The sequence below is a fragment of the Phenylobacterium sp. T106 genome, assembly GCF_057219735.1.
On record NZ_JBXVWA010000002.1, the window covers coordinates 59,163 to 75,138 of the forward strand.

The following is a 15,976-nucleotide window of genomic DNA, read 5'->3' on the forward strand; positions in this document are numbered from 1 at the left end:
GTTTCGGGGAGGAAACGCCCGCTCATTCAGAGCGACTGCTCAAGGCGGCCCGCAGCGACTATCCCCCGCTGCGGGCCGATTCTTTTTCCGCTCCCGCATTTTTTCGACGTAGACGTCAAAAGGTCCGCGCGGCCTGAGGCGGCCGCGCGCCCGTCGCCTACCAGATCCGGACCCGCTTCTCCGGCGGGACGTACATCGGGTCGCCCGGCTTCACGCCGAAGGCGTCGTAGAAGGCGTCGATGTTGCGCATCGGCAGTTCCACGCGGGCGACTGGGGGCGAGTGCGGGTCGCTCACCAGCACCTGCCGCATGAGGTCGTCTCGGTACTTGGCCCGCCAGACCTGCGCCCAGCCCAGGAAGACCCGCTGTTCCCCCGTCAGCCCGTCGATCACCGGCGCAGGCTGGCCCTTGAGCGAGACGCGGTAGGCTTCGAGCGCCAGCACGAGCCCGCCGAGGTCGGCGATGTTCTCGCCCATGGTCAGGTCGCCGTTGATGCGCGCGCCGGGCAGGACCTCGGTCGCCGCGTACTGTTCCCCGAGGATCTTCGCCTGGGCGTTGAACTTGGCCTCGTCCGCAGGCGTCCACCACTCGGCCAGCCGGCCGTCGCCATCCGACTTGCGGCCCTGGTCGTCGAAGCCGTGCGTGATCTCATGGCCGATCACGCCGCCGATCCCGCCGTAGTTCACGGCGGCGTCGCCCTCCGGATCGAAGAACGGCGGCTGCAGGATGGCGGCCGGGAAGACGATCTCGTTCTTGGTGGGCGAGTAGTAGGCGTTGATCGTCGCCGGGGTCATTTCCCACTCGCCGCGATCCACCGGGCCGTTCATGCGCGTCACGCGGTGGGCCCACTCGAAGGCGGAGGCGCGCACGGCGTTGCCGTAGAGGTCGTCCTCGCGGATCTCCAGGGCCGAGTAGTCGCGCCACTTGTCGGGGTAGCCGATCTTGACGTTGAACTTGCCGAGCTTCTCCAGCGCCTTCGCCTTGGTCTCGGGGCCCATCCACGCCAGCGTCCGGATGCGTCCCGCCAGCGCCGTCTTGATGTCGCCGACCAGGGCCTCCATCCGCGCCTTGCTCTCGGCCGGGAAGTAGGCCTCGACGTAGAGCTTGCCGACGGCCTCGCCCAGGCTGCCGTCCACCATGCCCACCGCGCGCTTCCAGCGGGGCTGCTGCTGCGGCACGCCCGACAGGGTCTTCGAGCGGAACTCGAAGCGCGCCTGGTCGAACGCCTTCGAGAGGTAGGGCGAGGCCTGGTCGATGGTGGTGAAGGCGAGCCACGCCTTCAGGGTCGCGAGGTCGGTCCTGGCGAACACCTGCGCGATCTTCGGGAAGGCGGTGTTCTCGGCGACGACCACGCGCCGCGCCGGCGACAGATCCGCTCCGGCGAGGAAGGCCGCCCAGGGAAACCCGGGCGCCAGCTCGGCGAGCTTGGCGGTCTCGTAGGGATTGTAGGTCTTGTCGTCGTCCCGGCGCTCGGCGCGCGTCCACGAGACGCGGGCGATCTCGGTCTCCATCGCCAGGATGGCCTTGGCCTGGGCCTGCGCATCGGGCCAGCCGCCGAGTTCGAGCATCCGGGCGATATAGGCCTCGTACGCCGTCCGCTGGGGCGCGAACCTGGCCTCGAGGTAGTAGTCCCGGTCAGGGAGGGTGATGCCGCCCTGGCCGAGATAGACCGCGTACTTCAACGGGTCCTTCGCGTCGTCATAGACCTGGGGGTCGAAGAAGCTGCGGCCGAAGCCCTTGGCCGTGGCGCCCATCAGGCGGGCCACGTCCTCGCGCGACCTGGCGGCGCGGATCCTGGCGAGATCCGGCGCGAGCGGCTTCGCGCCCAGCGCCTCGACCCGGGCCTCGTCCATGAAGCTTCGGTACAGAGCGCCGACCTGGGCCTCCGGCCCGGACTTGGCGGTGGACGCGGCGGCCCTGTCGATCACCGCCTTGAGCCGGTCGCGGGAGAGCTCGTCCAGCACATTGAAGGCGCCGTAGGTCGAGCGGTCGGCCGGGATGGTCAGCCGGTCCATGTACGCGCCGTTCGCGTACCGGAAGAACCCATCGCCGGGCCGGACGCTGCGGTCCATGCCCGACAGGTCGAAGCCCCAGGCGCCCATTCGCGGCGCCTTGGTGAGGTCGCGGACGGAGGCTTCGGGCGCCGTGGCCGCGGAGTCGGCCGCCAGAGCGGCGAACGGCGCAGCCAGGACGAGCGCGGCCGCGGAGGCGGCGGCGAGCCAGAGGGTCTTCATGGGGCGGATGGCATCCTCGATAGGCGGTCTGGCCGGACCATGCTCTGAAGGCGCGGTGTGACGCTCGTTACATTTTCGTCAGGAAACTCAGTGCTGGTGCGGCGTTGCGACCGGCGGTCCCAGGCCCACGACGAACGCGGTCTTCACCCTCGCGCCGCTGGCGAAGACCAGGGTCGCGGGGAGGCTGTCGCCCGGCCCCAGCGGCCTCGCCAGACCGACGAACATAAGGTGGTATCCGCCGGGCGCGAACGTGACAGTTCCGCCGCCCGCCAGCGGGACGCGGGACACCATCTGCATCGACGCCACCCCGTTGGTGATGCTCGACCGATGGATCATCGCCGTCCGGGCGGCCGGCGTCTCCACCGACACGAGGGCGTCCGCCGCGCGGCCGGGGTTCTTCAGGACCATGTAGCCCACGCCGGTGGCGCCCTGCGCGGCAGGGCGGCTCCAGGCGCCGGTGACCTGGGGCGGCGTGGCCGCCGCGGCGGGGATCGAAACGGCCGCAACCGCGACCACGGCGGGGAAGATCAGGGAATGTCTCATGGCGCCTTCAGCGATGATGATCGTGGCTGGCGGCCGGCGATGCAACCGGGACCAGCGTGAGGACAGGGGCGGGGTGGCTCGGCCGCGGCCCGCCCGGCGGCGTCGGCTCGGCCCAGCGGACGGCCGTCTTCCCGCAGGACTGGATCGCCGGGAACGCCAGGGGCGCGGCGTCCGGCGGCAGCTTCACCAGCACGATGAACTCGTCGAACTGGTCCGCGGGCAGGGCGCCGCGCCAGACGATGGCCGTCACGGTATCGCCCTCGCGCTCGACGGTCAGCTTCCAGCCCGGCTTGGGCTGCGGTCGCGCCGCCCCCAGGCCCGGCGGCATCTCCAGCCGCAGTTGCGTGGTGCCCTGGGCCTCGCAGCCATGGCCGACGCCGAAGCGCAGCACCTGGTAGGCCCCGGCGGGGGCCGTCTGCGGCTGGATGCTGACGTGCGCGCCCGCCGGGCCCGCGCAGAGGAGCGCGGCGCCGGCGGCGAGGGTGATGCCGAGATCCGTCATGCGGAAGCTCGCGGAGCGGCGCGGCGCGCCGCCGGGGTTCGAGGGGCTCATTCCGGTCATCCGATGGCGAAGGGGTCGTCGTGGGGGTTCTCGCTCCACTGATACTCGAGGGCCCGGGCGAGGCCGCGTGCCGCGTCCTGCCCATGAAGACGCGCCACGACGGCGAGCGCCATGTCGGTCCCCGCGGACACGCCGGAGGAGGTGACGTACTTGCCGTCCTCGACCCAGCGGGCGCGCTTCACCCAATCGACGCTCGCGTCCTGGGAGGCCGCGATGTTGAAGAACCGCTTGTTGGTCGTGGCCCGGCGGCCCTTGAGCAGGCCGGCCTTGGCCAGGAGCGCCGAGCCCGTGCAGACGGACGTGGTGAGCTCGGTCCTGCGATCCTGGTCGCGGAGGTACTGCAGGTAGGTCTCGTTCCGCAGCTCGGCGAGCGTGCCGGTCCCGCCCGGCGCCATCATGATGTCCAGCGGCGGCGCGGTGTCGAAGCTGTAGTCCGCCACCACCGAGACGCCCTGCGCCGACCGTACCGGGCCGGCGGACTGGGCGACCAGGATGACGTCGAGACCGGGCGCGTTGGCCCACATCTCCACCGGCCCGAAAACGTCGAGCACTTCGAAGTCGCGGTAGAGGACGACGCCCACCACCTTCTTGCCGGGTCGGGGCTGGGCCTGCGCGGCGGGAAGCCCGGCCAGGGCCGCCGCGCCCGCGCCGGCCGCGGCGCGCTTGATCCAGGCCCGGCGCGTTCCAGCGCTCGCCGGCGAGTCCGTTTCGTTCGTCATGGGATGCCTTCCGAGGTTGGAGGAACCGCGGCGCGCGGGGCGCCGCGGCCGTGGTTGCAGGGATCAGAAATCGACCGTCAGGCCGCCGAAGACGGCGCGGCCGTCCCCGGGCCAGTAGGCCGCGCTCGCAGGACCGGCCAGGATCTGGGCCTGGACGTTGGAGACGTAGTCCTTGTCGCCCAGGTTCCGGACATCCAGGAACACCGAGACCCGCTCGCTCACGTTCCAGCCGGCCCCGAGGTTCACGATGGTGTAGGCGGGGGCTCTGGTCGTGTTGCGGTAGTCCACCCAGACCGAGGACGACGCCTCGATCGACGGGGCCACGAACCACCCGGCCGGATGCTGGTAGCGCAGCTCGGCGCGGTAGAAGCGCTTCGGGGCGATCGGCAGCCGGTTGTCGCCATACTGGCCGTCGTCGCGGAACCGGAAGTCGGACAGCGTCGCGGTCTGCCGCAGCCGCCAGCCTTCGGCGAAGGTCCAGTCGACCGTGGCCTCGAGGCCCTGGTGCACCGTGTCGTCGGCGTTGAACGTGGAGGCGGGGACGCCCGGGGCGACGGTGAACTGCAGGAGTTCGCGATCGAGCTGGGCGCGGTACAGCGTGATGTCCCAGAGGAACGGGCCGCGGCGGCCGCGGGTCCCGACCTCCGCCGTCCAAGCCTCCTGCGCCCGCACAGGCGCGAAACCCTGTCCCGTGGGCGACAGCGAGCCGTGGTTCGGCGGCTCCACCGAACGCGTCACGTTGGCGAACACCTGGGCGCCGCCCTCGTCCTCCCAGAGCAGGCCGATCCGGGGCGCGAACCAGTCGTAGCGCTTCGAGGCGCGGAGGTTGAAGGTCGAGGCGACGCCCGGGATGGCGGTCTGCCGGTAGTCCCGCTCGGCCATCCCCCAGGTTCCGCCCGCCACGACCGCCAGGCGCGGAACCACGAAGATCCGGCCCTCGGCGAAGACGTCGGCCGCCTCCGCGTTCTGCCGCGTGCGCGACGTGGGCGCCCCGCGGGCCCCGCGCAGGTTGACGAAGAAGTTGGAGTCCAGGTCTCCCGACCGCAGCCACGCGCCGAGATAGGCGTCGGCCCGGCGTTCGCCGAGGGCGCCCTCCCAGTCGAGCCGGGCGAAGGCGCCGTAGTTGCGGCTCTCCTGGTCGATGATCTGGAAGATCGGGTGGTCGAGGTCCTTCCAGACCCCGTAGACGGCGCCTTCGAACACCGTCGAACCGCTCAGCCGCCAGGTCGTCCGCAGCGAGGCGCGCACGCCCCGCTGATGGCGCCCCTGATCGTTGAGGTAGTTGCCGGGCGCGGGCTGGCGCGGGTTCGCGTCGACTTGGGCGCGCGTCAGGGCGCCGGGGATCTCCTGGTTGATGTTCGACCCGTTCAGGATCAGCCGGACTTCCCGGTCCTCGCCGAACGTGCGGCCCAGGTTGAGCGAGCCGAACTGGATGTTCTGCTGGCTCTGCGGCCGATAGCCCTGTCCGCGCTGGTTGCTGATCGCCATGAACACGTCCCAGTCGTCCACTTGGCGGGCCAGGGCGGCGTGTTCGCGATGCAGGCCGAAGCTGCCCCCGTCGACGCGGAGCCGCGTCTCGAAGCCGGCGTCGCGGCCTGTGGGCGTCACCATGTTGACCGCGCCGCCCAGCAGGGCGCCGCCGAAGCGCAGCGCATTTCCCCCGCGGTAGACTTCCGTGAAGCGGGTGATCAGCGGGTCCGCGATCTGGCTGTCGCCGAAGCCGTCTGCCTCGTTCAGGGGAACGCCGTCCTGGGCGATGAGGAGGCCGCGGTTGTGGTTGGCGTTGCCGAGTCCGGACCCGCGGATCGAGATCCGGATGTCGCCGCCCCACTTTCGTTGGGCGTAGACGCCGGGCGCGTCGCGCAGGATGTCGTCCAGGCCCAGGGCGAAGCGGCTGGCGTAGGATTCCTGCGAGATCACCGACACGGCGCCCGGCGTTTCGGACAGGCGGGCGCGGGCGTCGGCGACGACGGGCGGGTCTTCGGGATTTCGGGCCCCGGTGACGATGAGGGTGTCGACGGTGGTGGCGTCGTCGTCCGCCCGCGCGGGGGCGGGGACGAGCGCAGGTGCGGCGCAGGCTGCGACCAGCATGGCGCGAAGGAGGTTTGCCAAGGAAAGGCTCCTGAAAAGCGAGATGACGGGCGCGCGAGTGGACTCGCGCGCGGCGGCGATCAGGCCTCGGAGCTGGGCGGACCTCGGGAGGGCGGCGGTGGCGCGGCGAGGCCGCGTCCGGGCCGCACGGCATAGGCCACCGGCGTGGGCGCCGCGGCAGGCGCGGTGTAGACGACCGGCCGCACGAGGGCGGACGGCGAGGCCGGCAGCGCGGGCGCTGCGCAGGCGGTGAGGCAGTGGTCGCAGCCGTGGGACCGCTCCATCGGGGCGCCGGCGTCGTTCGCCGGCGCGGGGGCCAACCCCATGTCGGTGCAGATCGTCACCCCGGGGCCGCTCATCGCGCCGGCGCTCGCGAAGGTCGGGAACATCGCCTGCACGAGCAGGGCGAACACGGCGAACAGGGCGATGATCGCCCGGCGCTCGGCGCGCGTGTTCGACTGTGCGGTGGTTCCCACGATGTCGGCTTCTAGACCCAGCGCGGGATTCCGCAAGTGGGCGACGTAGGCCATAGTGGCTCGACTGGCGGTTTGGAGAACGGATGGCAGGCGAGGTTCAGCCCGGCGCGTACAAGGACGTGGTTCTGTTCCTGGCCACCGCCGGGGTGGTGGTCCCGCTCTTCCGGCAATGGCGCATCAGCCCCATCCTGGGCTTCCTGGGCGCCGGGGTCGTGCTCGGGCCCTATGGCCTGGGCGCCCTGGCCCACGAGGTGTCGTGGCTCGACGCCTTCACCATCGAGAATCCCGACGAACTCGCGCAGCTCGCCGAGTTCGGCGTGGTGTTCCTGCTGTTCACCATCGGCCTGGAGCTCTCGTGGGAGCGCCTGCGCTCCATGCGCCGCTACGTCTTCGGTCTCGGCGCCCTGCAGGTGGGCGTGTGCCTGAGCATCACCGCCGTCGCGGCCTGGCTCTTCGGGCAGCCCCCGGCCGCCGCCATCGCGGTGGGCGCGGCCCTCGCGCTCTCGTCCACGGCCATCGTCATGCCGATCCTGGCCGAGCAGAAGCGCCAGCACTCCATGGCCGGCCGCGCGACGTTCTCGGTGCTGCTGTTCCAGGATTTGGCCGTGGCCCCGATCCTGGTGACCCTGACCCTCCTGGGCCGGCGGGGGGTCGAGGACTTCTCCTCGCCCAGCCTGCTGCTCTCGCTGGTCCCCGCGATCCTGGGCGTGGCTTTCCTGTTCGCCTTCGGACGCTGGCTGCTGCGTCCGATGCTCCGCTCGGTGGCCCGCGCGAAGAGCGAGGAGCTCTTCGTCGCCGCCTGCCTGCTGGTGGTGGTGGGGGCAGGGCTGGTCAGCGCGCTCACCGGTCTCTCGATGGCGCTGGGCGCGTTCATCGCCGGCCTGCTGCTGGCCGAGACCGAGTTCCGGCACGAGGTCGAGGTGCGGATCGAGCCCTTCAAGGGCCTGCTGCTCGGTCTCTTCTTCATTTCGGTCGGCATCGGCCTGAACATCCCGCTGCTGCTCGAGCGGCCCCTCGTGATCCTCGGCTCGGCCGTCGGGCTGGTGGCGTTCAACACCGCGGTCGTCTTCGGCCTGGCGAAGGCCTTCGGCCTGAAGACGCGCAGCGCCATCGAGTCGGCGCTGCTGCTCGCGGGGGCCGGCGAGTTCGCCTTCGTCATCCTGGGCCAGGCGATGGACCAGGGGCTGGTCGCGCGCCAGGTGGGCCAGACCGTGCTGGTGGCCGCGACGCTCTCCATGTTCTCGATCCCGTTCCTGGCGCAGCTCGGCCTGCGGCTGGGGGGCCGCCGCGTGCGTCCCGCCGAGGAGCCGCCCGAACAGCCCGAGCCGCGCGAGTCGATCGCCGGCGCGCCGCCCAAGGTGCTGGTGGTCGGCTACGGGCGCGTGGGCCGCCTGGTGGGCGAGATGCTGAAGCGCCACGACATCGGATGGGTCGGCGCCGACCTGGACGCGCGGCTGGTCGAGCAGGGCCGCAGGGCCGGAGAGACCATCTATTTCGGCGACGCGGCCCGGGCCGAGTTCCTGCTCCGGTGCGGCCTCGCCGACGCTCCGGCGCTGGTGGTCACCATGGACGACCCCGAGGGGGTCGAGGCGATCGTCGCCGTCGCCCGCGAGGTTCGGCCCGACCTCACCATCGTGGCGCGCGCCCGCGACGCGCGGCACGCGCAGCGGCTCTACGACCTGGGCGCCACCGACGCGGTGCCTGAGACAGTGGAGGCCTCGCTGCAGCTGTCCGAGGCCGTGCTCGTGGAGATCGGCGTCCCGATGGGGCTGGTGATCGCCTCCATCCACGAGCGCCGCGACGAGTTTCGTCGCACCCTCAACCGGCCCGAGTCGCTGGGCGGCCGGACCCGCCGCTTCCAGCGCGAGCGGGAAGGCTGAACCCGATGGCGGAGAGGCGCCGGAACCATGGCGCCCGAAAAAAGCGCGGCGAGACGGGAACGCGCGGAACCAAGCGTAGCCTTGCGAGTTTGGGCCGTCAGACGCGGTGCGAAGCCGCGGTGGGGGCTTGGCCTGATGAAACGGGACGGATGGAGCGGCGACTGGGCGGACAACGCCTTCGCGCGGCTGCGTCGTCTCGGCGTCTTGTCAAGGAAAACAACGGCCTCCCATCAGCAACCGGACGACCTCCGGGGCGGCAGGGGCGAGATCCTCGGAGGTGCTCGAAAGGGCTCCGCCGCGAGCGGGGACACAGCCTGGGGCCGTTTCCACATCGTTGTGTTTGCGATTCTACGAGAATACCGGCATCTGCATGGGCGTCAGAACAACGACGTCCTGGTAGAGCTTGGGAAAGGCTGGCGAAATTGCGGTCCCAGTGTGACCCTGGCGACACTTTCGCAACCGTCCGGCCTTGATATAAGAGCGGCCTGGGTCAAACGGCCGCACCACCTGAGGGCAACGAGAGGGCTCTGATTATGAAGTTGAAACTCCTGGCTGGGGCCGCGATGGCTGCGGTGTTCGCCGCATCCGGAGCTGCGGCTCAAGAAGGCTGGTACGGCGCTGTGGACCTCGGGTACCACTGGCCCGAAGAGTTCGAGATGACGTCCTCGAACAACGCGCCCAACGGCGCGCCCTACAAATGGGACTTCAGCCAGGAAGAGGACTGGGCCGGCTTCGCTCGCCTCGGCTACCAGCTGACCGAGAACTGGCGCGTCGAACTGGAAGTCGGCTATCGCGGCGGTGACATCGAGAGCGTCCGCGGCGGCCAGAACCAGGTCATCGTCGGGCTCTGCACCCCTGGCGTGACGCGCACGCCCGCGGCTCCCGTCTGCGGCTCGCCGGACGGCGACGTCGATGCTTGGACGGTGATGGGCAACATCATCTACGACATCGCGCCCAACAGCGTCATCAACCCGTTCATCGGCGCCGGCATCGGCGTGAACCACGTGAAGATGGACGTGACGGGCCAGTTCTCCAACGTTCCGGTCGGGACCGCGGCGGCCAACGCGATCCAGAACCTGACCGTCGACGACGACGACACCGCGTTCGCCTACCAGTTCATCGCCGGTCTCGCCTGGCGCGCGACCGACCAGCTGCGGGTCGACCTGACCTACCGCTACCTGGCCGGCTCGGACGTCGACTTCACCTCGGTCGGCAGCGTCGGCACGGGCCTGCAACCGGGCGTCTTCTCGGGCGAGTACAAGGACCAGGCGGTGACGCTGGGCCTGCGCTACGTCTTCGCGACGCCTGAGCCGCCGCCCCCGCCGCCCCCGCCGCCTCCGCCCCCGCCGCCTCCGCCGCCGCCTCCCCCGCCGCCGCCGCCTCCGCCGGCCGCGGCCTACGAGGCCCGGCAGTTCATCGTCTACTTCCCGTTCGATCAGTACGTGATCACGCCGGAAGCCCAGGCGGTGATCACCGACGCGGCCAACTACGCCAAGGGCGGCAACGCCACCCGCGTCGTGGTCGTGGGCCACGCCGACACCTCGGGCTCGGCGGCCTACAACGTCCGTCTCTCCGAGCGCCGTGCGAAGGCCGTGGCCGACGCCCTGGTCGGCTCGGGCGTGAACCAGACCTCGCTGTCGGTCGACTGGAAGGGCGAGACCATGCCCGCGGTCGCCACCGGCGACGGCGTCAAGGAGCCGCTGAACCGCCGCTCCACGATCGACATCAACTTCTAAGGTCGGTCGAAGACTTGAAGATCGGGGCCCGGCGGCGACGCCGGGCCCTTTTCTTTTGCGCCTGCTTTCTCTTGCGCCTGCCGCAGTCGGGAGGGGCTCAGAGCGGCAACACCGTCGTGGACTTGACCTCCTCCAGCACCGCGTAGGTGCGGGTCTCGCGGACGCCGGGAATCCTCACCAGGACCTCCTCGAGGAACTTCCGCCAGGCGGTCAGGTCGCGGACCCGGCTCTTGATCAGGTAGTCGAACCCGCCGGCCACCATGTGGCACTCCAGCACGTCCGGGGCCCGCCGCGCGGCGGCGGCGAAGGTCTCGAAGACCTCGGGGGTGGTGCGGTCGAGGACCACTTCCACGAAGATCAGGACGCCCCGCTCCACCATCTGCGGATCGACCAGGGCCGCGAACCCGGTGATGTAGCCGCTTTCGCGCAGGCGCCGGACGCGGTCGGAACAGGCGCTGGGCGAGAGGTTGCAGCGTTCCGCCAGCTCGGCGTTGGAGATGCGGCCATCCGCCTGCAGCACCCGCAGCAGCCGCCGATCCGTATCGTCCAGCCGAAGATTGTTCGCCATATCGGCCCCCTGGCCCAGAGAATCCGGCCCTGCACGCCAACTACCGTAGCACATCCGGCTCAAGCTTCCTTACTCCGAAGCGTGTCAGCCGCTGGAGGCCCGCATGGCGTTCGATCACCTGGACGACGGCAAGTTCGCCGACGAGCGCGCAGCCCTCGCGGCGCTGCTCGCATCGCGCCCGCTCGGCGAAACCGACCGCGAGGCCGTGCGGGCCGAGGCCGAGGCCCTGGTCCGGGCGGCGCGCAAGGCCGCGCGCAGGCAGGGCGTGGTCGAGAGCTTCCTGCAGGAATTCAGCCTCTCGACCCGCGAGGGGCTGGCGCTCATGTGCCTGGCCGAGGCGCTGCTGCGCACGCCCGACGAGGAGACCCGCGACCGGCTCATCGCCGAGAAGATCGCCTCCGCCGACTGGGCGAGCCACGCCGGCCGGTCGGACTCGCTGCTCGTCAACGCCTCGACCTGGAGCCTGATGCTCACGGGCAAGCTGATCGATCCCGACGACGAGGCGCGCAACGACCTGCCGGGCTTCATCAAGCGCCTGGCCGGGCGCCTGGGCGAGCCGGTGATCCGGCGCGCCGTGGCGGCGTCGGTCCGCATCATGGGCGAGCAGTTCGTGCTGGGCGCCACCATCGAGAAGGCCCTGAAGCGCGCCGCCGACGACGGCTTCGTCTGCAGCTACGACATGCTGGGCGAGGGCGCCCGCACCGACGCCGACGCCGACCGTTACGAGGCGGCCTACGCCCGCGCGATCCAGGTCGTGGGCAAGGCCGTGAAGGACGAGGGGCCCGAGCGCGGGCACGGGGTTTCGGTCAAGCTCTCGGCGCTCTCGCCGCGCTACGAGGCCCGCCAGTTCGAGCGGGTGATGGCCGACCTCTATCCGCGCATCGTGCGGCTGGCGACCATGGCCGCCGAGGCCAACATCAACCTCACCCTCGACGCCGAGGAAGCCGACCGTCTCGTCATCTCGCTGGACCTGCTCGACCGGCTGGCCCGCGAGCCTGCGCTGGGTTCCTGGCGCGGTCTCGGCCTGGCGGTGCAGGCCTATCAGAAGCGGGGCCCGCAGACGATCGAGGCGGTGGCCGGCATCGCGCGGAGCACGGGCCGGCGGCTGATGGTGCGGCTGGTGAAGGGGGCCTACTGGGACTCCGAGATCAAGCGCGCCCAGGTGGCCGGCCTCTCCGGCTATCCGGTGTACACCACCAAGGCCGCCACCGACGTCTCCTATCTCGCCTGCGCCCGTGCGCTGCTCGCCGCCGCCCCGCATCTCTACGGACAGTTCGCCACCCACAACGCCCACACGCTGGCGGCCGTGCGGCTGATGGCGAGCCAGATGGGGCTGTCGCCCGAGTTCCAGCGCCTGCATGGCATGGGCGAGGCGCTCTACGAGGCGGCGCGCGAGCGCTACGGCCATTTCCCGCTCCGGGTCTACGCCCCGGTGGGCAGCCACGAGGACCTCCTGCCCTATCTCGTCCGCCGGCTGCTGGAGAACGGCGCCAACACCTCGTTCGTGCACGCCCTGCTGGATGAGAAGACGCCCGTCGCCAAGGTCGTGGTGGACCCGGTCGGCGCGGTGGAAGCCGCCGGCGCGGGGCCGCACCCGCGCATCCCCCTGCCGCGCGACCTCTACGGGCCGGCCCGGCGCAACTCGGCCGGTCTCGACCTCTCCGTCGCCGCCGTCCGCGCGGCGCTGGGCGCCGCCATCGCGGAGCTGCCGCCTCTCGACGGCGCGCCCATCGTGTCGGGCCTGTCGATGATGGAGGGGGCCGGGGCCCTCGTGGCCTCGCCCGCCGACCTCGACCGGCCGATCGGCCGCGTCTGGTCCGCGACCCCCGCCCACATCGACGCCGCCTTCGGCGCGGCCCGGGCGGCGCAGCCCGGATGGGACGCCCGCGGCGGCGAAGGCCGGGCCCGGGTGCTCCGCGCCATGGGCGATGCTCTGGAGGCCGACCGCGACCGCCTGATCGCCGTCTGCGTGCGCGAGGCGGGCAAGACCCTGGCGGACGCCGTCGCCGAGGTGCGCGAGGCCGCCGACTTCTGCCGCTTCTACGCCCATCTCACCGAGCGGCAGTTCGCCGGGGCGGAGACCCTGCGCGGCCCGGTGGGCGAGACGAACCAGTTGCAGCTCCACGGTCGCGGCGTCTTCGTCTGCATCAGCCCGTGGAACTTCCCGCTGGCCATCTTCACCGGCCAGATCGCCGCCGCGCTGGCGGCCGGCAACGGCGTGCTGGCCAAGCCCGCCGAGCAGACGCCCCTGGTCGCGGCCGAGGCGGTGAAGCTGTTCCACAGCGCGGGCGTGCCCGCCGATCTCCTCCACCTGCTGCCCGGCGACGGCGCCACCGTGGGCGCGGCGCTGACGGCGCACCCCGGCTGCGACGGCGTGGCCTTCACCGGCGGCGTCGAGACGGCCTGGGCGATCAACCGCGCCCTGGCGGCGCGCGAGGGGCCGATCGTCCCCTTCATCGCCGAGACCGGGGGGCTGAACGCCATGTTCGTGGACACCACGGCCCTGCGCGAACAGGTGATCGACGACGTGCTCGTGTCCGGGTTCGGCTCGGCGGGGCAGCGCTGCTCGGCCCTGCGCCTGCTGTTCGTACCGCACGACACCGCAGACCTCATCATCGACGGACTCAAGGGCGCCATGCAGACCCTCGTGGTGGGCGACCCGGCCGACCCGCGGACCGACATCGGGCCGGTCATCGACGCCCAGGCGAAGGCCGAGCTCGAGGCTCACGTCCAGGCGCTGCAGGCCGAAGGCCGGGTGCTCGCGCGGCTCGCCGCGCCGGACGGCGGGCACTTCTTCGCGCCCACCCTGGCCGAGCTCCCGGACGCGTCCCGCCTCCAGAAGGAGGTCTTCGGACCGATCCTGCACGTGGTCCGCTACGATCCCGCGCGGCTCGCCGAGGCGGCCGCCCCGCTGGTGCAGGCGCGCTACGGGCTCACGCTCGGCGTCCATTCGCGCATCGAGGCCTTCGCCCAGGCGGTGCAGCGCGCCGTCCCGGCCGGCAACGCCTACGTGAACCGCTCGATGATCGGCGCCGTCGTGGGCGTCCAGCCGTTCGGCGGCGAAGGGCTCTCGGGCACCGGCCCCAAGGCGGGCGGTCCTCACGCGCTCCTGCGGTACGCCGTCGAGCGCGCCGTCAGCGTCAACATCGCGGCCCAGGGCGGCGACCCCGCGCTCCTGAACCTCGACCTCTAGCCGCGCGTCTCCGGCCCAATCGCGGAGCGGGCGCCACTTCCGGCGCGGCTTTGCGTTTAGCTGGGCAGCGCAGCGGGGGTCGAGGGACGCATGACACTCCAGCAGGCCCTGGCCTTCGGCCTGATGGGCCTCACCATCGTGGGCTTCATCTGGGGCCGGTGGCGCTACGATGTGATCGCAGTGCTGGCCCTGCTGGCGGGGGTCACGCTCAACATCGTCCCGGCCGAGTCGGCCTTCGACGGCTTCAAGAACGACATCACCGTCATCATCGCCTGCGCGCTGGTGGTGAGCGCGGCCTTCGCCCGGTCGGGCATCGTCGAGCGGGTGCTGCGACCGCTGGCGCCGCACCTCAAGACCCCCGCCTCGCAGGTGATGCTCTTCGCCGGCGCGGTCACGCTGCTCTCCATGGTCACGAAGAACGTCGGCGCGCTGGCGATCATGATGCCGATCGCGCTGTCCGTGGCCAAGCGCACCGGCACGCCGCCCTCGCTGATCCTGATGCCGATGTCGTTCGGGGCGCTGCTGGGCGGCACGGTCACTCTGGTCGGCACCTCGCCCAACATCATCGTCTCGCAGGTGCGCGAGGAGATCCTGGGCCGGCCGTTCGGCATGTACGACTATGCGCCCGTGGGCCTCGGCGTCACGGCGGTGGGCCTCATCTTCCTCGCCTTCGGATACCGGCTCCTGCCCAAGTCCCGGCCCACGCGGGAGACCCTGGACGCGGCTCTCGGCGCGAACCCCTACGTCACCGAGGTCGAGGTGCCCCTCGGCTGGGAAGGCGGGCCGACCACCATCGGCAAGCTCGACCACCTGGCGGGCGGCGACGTCACCGTGATGGCGCTGGTCCGCGACGGCAAGCGACGGCCGTCGCCGCACGCCAACACCCGCGTGCGGCCCGGCGACATCCTGCTGCTCGAAGGCGACCACGAGTCCCTCGACTCCCTCATCGGCCGCCTCAAGCTGAAGCTCACCCGCGCGGATCGGCCCATCACCATGGAGGAGCCCACCGAGGAGGTCCGCATCGTCGAGGTCGTGGTCGGGCCCGAGTCCGTGATGGCCGGGCGTTCCGCGCGGCAGGAGGACCTGCACACGAGCCACGGGGTCAACCTCTTGGCCGTCAGCCGGGCCGGCTACCGCATCTCGAGCGAGCTGCGCACGCTCAAGCTCCGCGCCGGCGACATGCTGGTCCTGCAGGGGGCCGAGCGGACCCTCCCGGGCGCGCTGAAGACCCTGGGGCTGCTGCCCTTGGCCGAACGGGAGGTGCGCCTGGGCGGCCCCCGGTCGCTGGCGCCGGCGGTGATCCTGGCGGTGGCGATGATCCTGGTGGCGCTGAAGATCGCGCCCGTCGCGATCGCCTTCTTCGGCGCGGCCGTCCTGATGGTCGCGGTGGGCGCGATCCGCATGCGCGAGGCCTACACCGCCCTCGACGGACCGCTCCTCGTCCTGATCGCCTGCCTGATCCCGGTGTCCGAAGCCATCCGCGCCACCGGCGGCGCCGACCTCATCGCGGAAGGTCTGGCCTGGGCGTTCCGCGGCCAGCCCGGGATGCTGGCGCTGGGCGCGGTGATGGCGGTGGCCATGGCCGCGACGCCGTTCCTGAACAATGCCGCGACGGTGCTGATCGTGGCGCCGATCGGCGCCAGCCTGGCGAAGCTGCTGGGCTTCCAGCCCGAGCCCTTCCTGATGGCCGTGGCGCTCGGCGCCGCCTGTGACTTCCTCACCCCCATCGGCCACCAGTGCAACACGCTGGTGATGGCGCCCGGCGGCTACCGCTTCGCGGACTATCCCCGGCTGGGCGCGCCCCTGTCGCTGATCGTCCTCATCGTCGGCACGGCGCTGATCGGGATGGTCTGGCCGCTGAATTGAGGGCGCGCGGCGCACGCCGTTCACAGTGTCGTGAATCGCGGCGGCGTTAACCATCCCACGCCGAGAGCGGCGGACTCGGCGTTAACGCCTCGTTAGCGAAAAAACCCGG

At 71.5% G+C, this 15,976-nt stretch carries 11 protein-coding genes; 4 read left to right on the forward strand and 7 right to left on the reverse strand.

Features of this window, described 5'->3' with window-relative positions; translation table 11 throughout:
* Positions 1 to 157 precede the first annotated feature (157 nt).
* From AC2D8W_RS04900 to AC2D8W_RS04925, 6 genes are all read right to left on the reverse strand, one after another.
* On the reverse strand, positions 158 to 2,233 hold the full coding sequence (locus AC2D8W_RS04900) for a M13 family metallopeptidase (RefSeq protein ID WP_484670595.1): 2,076 nt from the start codon (positions 2,231 to 2,233) through the stop codon (positions 158 to 160).
* 87 nt (positions 2,234 to 2,320) lie between these two features.
* A complete protein-coding gene (locus tag AC2D8W_RS04905; protein WP_484670596.1) occupies positions 2,321 to 2,776 on the reverse strand; it encodes a copper chaperone PCu(A)C in 456 nt (151 codons plus the stop codon).
* Between the two features lie 7 nt (positions 2,777 to 2,783).
* Positions 2,784 to 3,329 (reverse strand): YcnI family copper-binding membrane protein, encoded by a 546-nt coding sequence (locus AC2D8W_RS04910; protein WP_484670597.1) that lies wholly within the window; start codon positions 3,327 to 3,329, stop codon positions 2,784 to 2,786.
* A 5-nt stretch (positions 3,330 to 3,334) separates the two neighbouring features.
* Positions 3,335 to 4,057 (reverse strand): DJ-1/PfpI family protein, encoded by a 723-nt coding sequence (locus AC2D8W_RS04915; RefSeq protein ID WP_484670598.1) that lies wholly within the window; start codon positions 4,055 to 4,057, stop codon positions 3,335 to 3,337.
* Between the two features lie 63 nt (positions 4,058 to 4,120).
* Positions 4,121 to 6,148 carry a TonB-dependent receptor family protein gene (locus AC2D8W_RS04920; RefSeq protein ID WP_484671046.1) on the reverse strand — a complete coding sequence of 676 codons (2,028 nt, stop codon included), beginning with the start codon at positions 6,146 to 6,148 and terminating at the stop codon, positions 4,121 to 4,123.
* Positions 6,149 to 6,228: 80 nt separating this feature from the next.
* Positions 6,229 to 6,678, reverse strand: a complete 450-nt coding sequence (locus tag AC2D8W_RS04925; RefSeq protein ID WP_484670599.1) for a DUF2946 family protein — start codon at positions 6,676 to 6,678, stop codon at positions 6,229 to 6,231.
* A 29-nt stretch (positions 6,679 to 6,707) separates the two neighbouring features.
* Between AC2D8W_RS04925 and AC2D8W_RS04930 the strand changes: the two genes are divergently transcribed.
* The gene (locus AC2D8W_RS04930) at positions 6,708 to 8,504 is read left to right on the forward strand and encodes a cation:proton antiporter domain-containing protein (RefSeq protein ID WP_484670600.1); all 1,797 of its coding nucleotides are present in this window, start codon (positions 6,708 to 6,710) and stop codon (positions 8,502 to 8,504) included.
* A gap of 533 nt (positions 8,505 to 9,037) precedes the next feature.
* The gene (locus AC2D8W_RS04935; protein ID WP_484670601.1) at positions 9,038 to 10,240 is read left to right on the forward strand and encodes an OmpA family protein; all 1,203 of its coding nucleotides are present in this window, start codon (positions 9,038 to 9,040) and stop codon (positions 10,238 to 10,240) included.
* Positions 10,241 to 10,337: 97 nt separating this feature from the next.
* Here AC2D8W_RS04935 and AC2D8W_RS04940 read toward each other — a convergent pair whose 3' ends face one another.
* A complete protein-coding gene (locus AC2D8W_RS04940; RefSeq protein ID WP_293483123.1) occupies positions 10,338 to 10,808 on the reverse strand; it encodes a winged helix-turn-helix transcriptional regulator in 471 nt (156 codons plus the stop codon).
* Between the two features lie 103 nt (positions 10,809 to 10,911).
* On the opposite strand from AC2D8W_RS04940, the gene putA reads away from it, so the two are divergent.
* Both putA and AC2D8W_RS04950 read left to right on the forward strand, forming a co-directional pair.
* Positions 10,912 to 14,001, forward strand: coding sequence for a bifunctional proline dehydrogenase/L-glutamate gamma-semialdehyde dehydrogenase PutA (putA, locus tag AC2D8W_RS04945; RefSeq protein WP_484670602.1), 3,090 nt, complete (start codon positions 10,912 to 10,914; stop codon positions 13,999 to 14,001).
* Between the two features lie 90 nt (positions 14,002 to 14,091).
* On the forward strand, positions 14,092 to 15,867 hold the full coding sequence (locus tag AC2D8W_RS04950; protein ID WP_484670603.1) for an SLC13 family permease: 1,776 nt from the start codon (positions 14,092 to 14,094) through the stop codon (positions 15,865 to 15,867).
* Positions 15,868 to 15,976 lie beyond the last annotated feature (109 nt).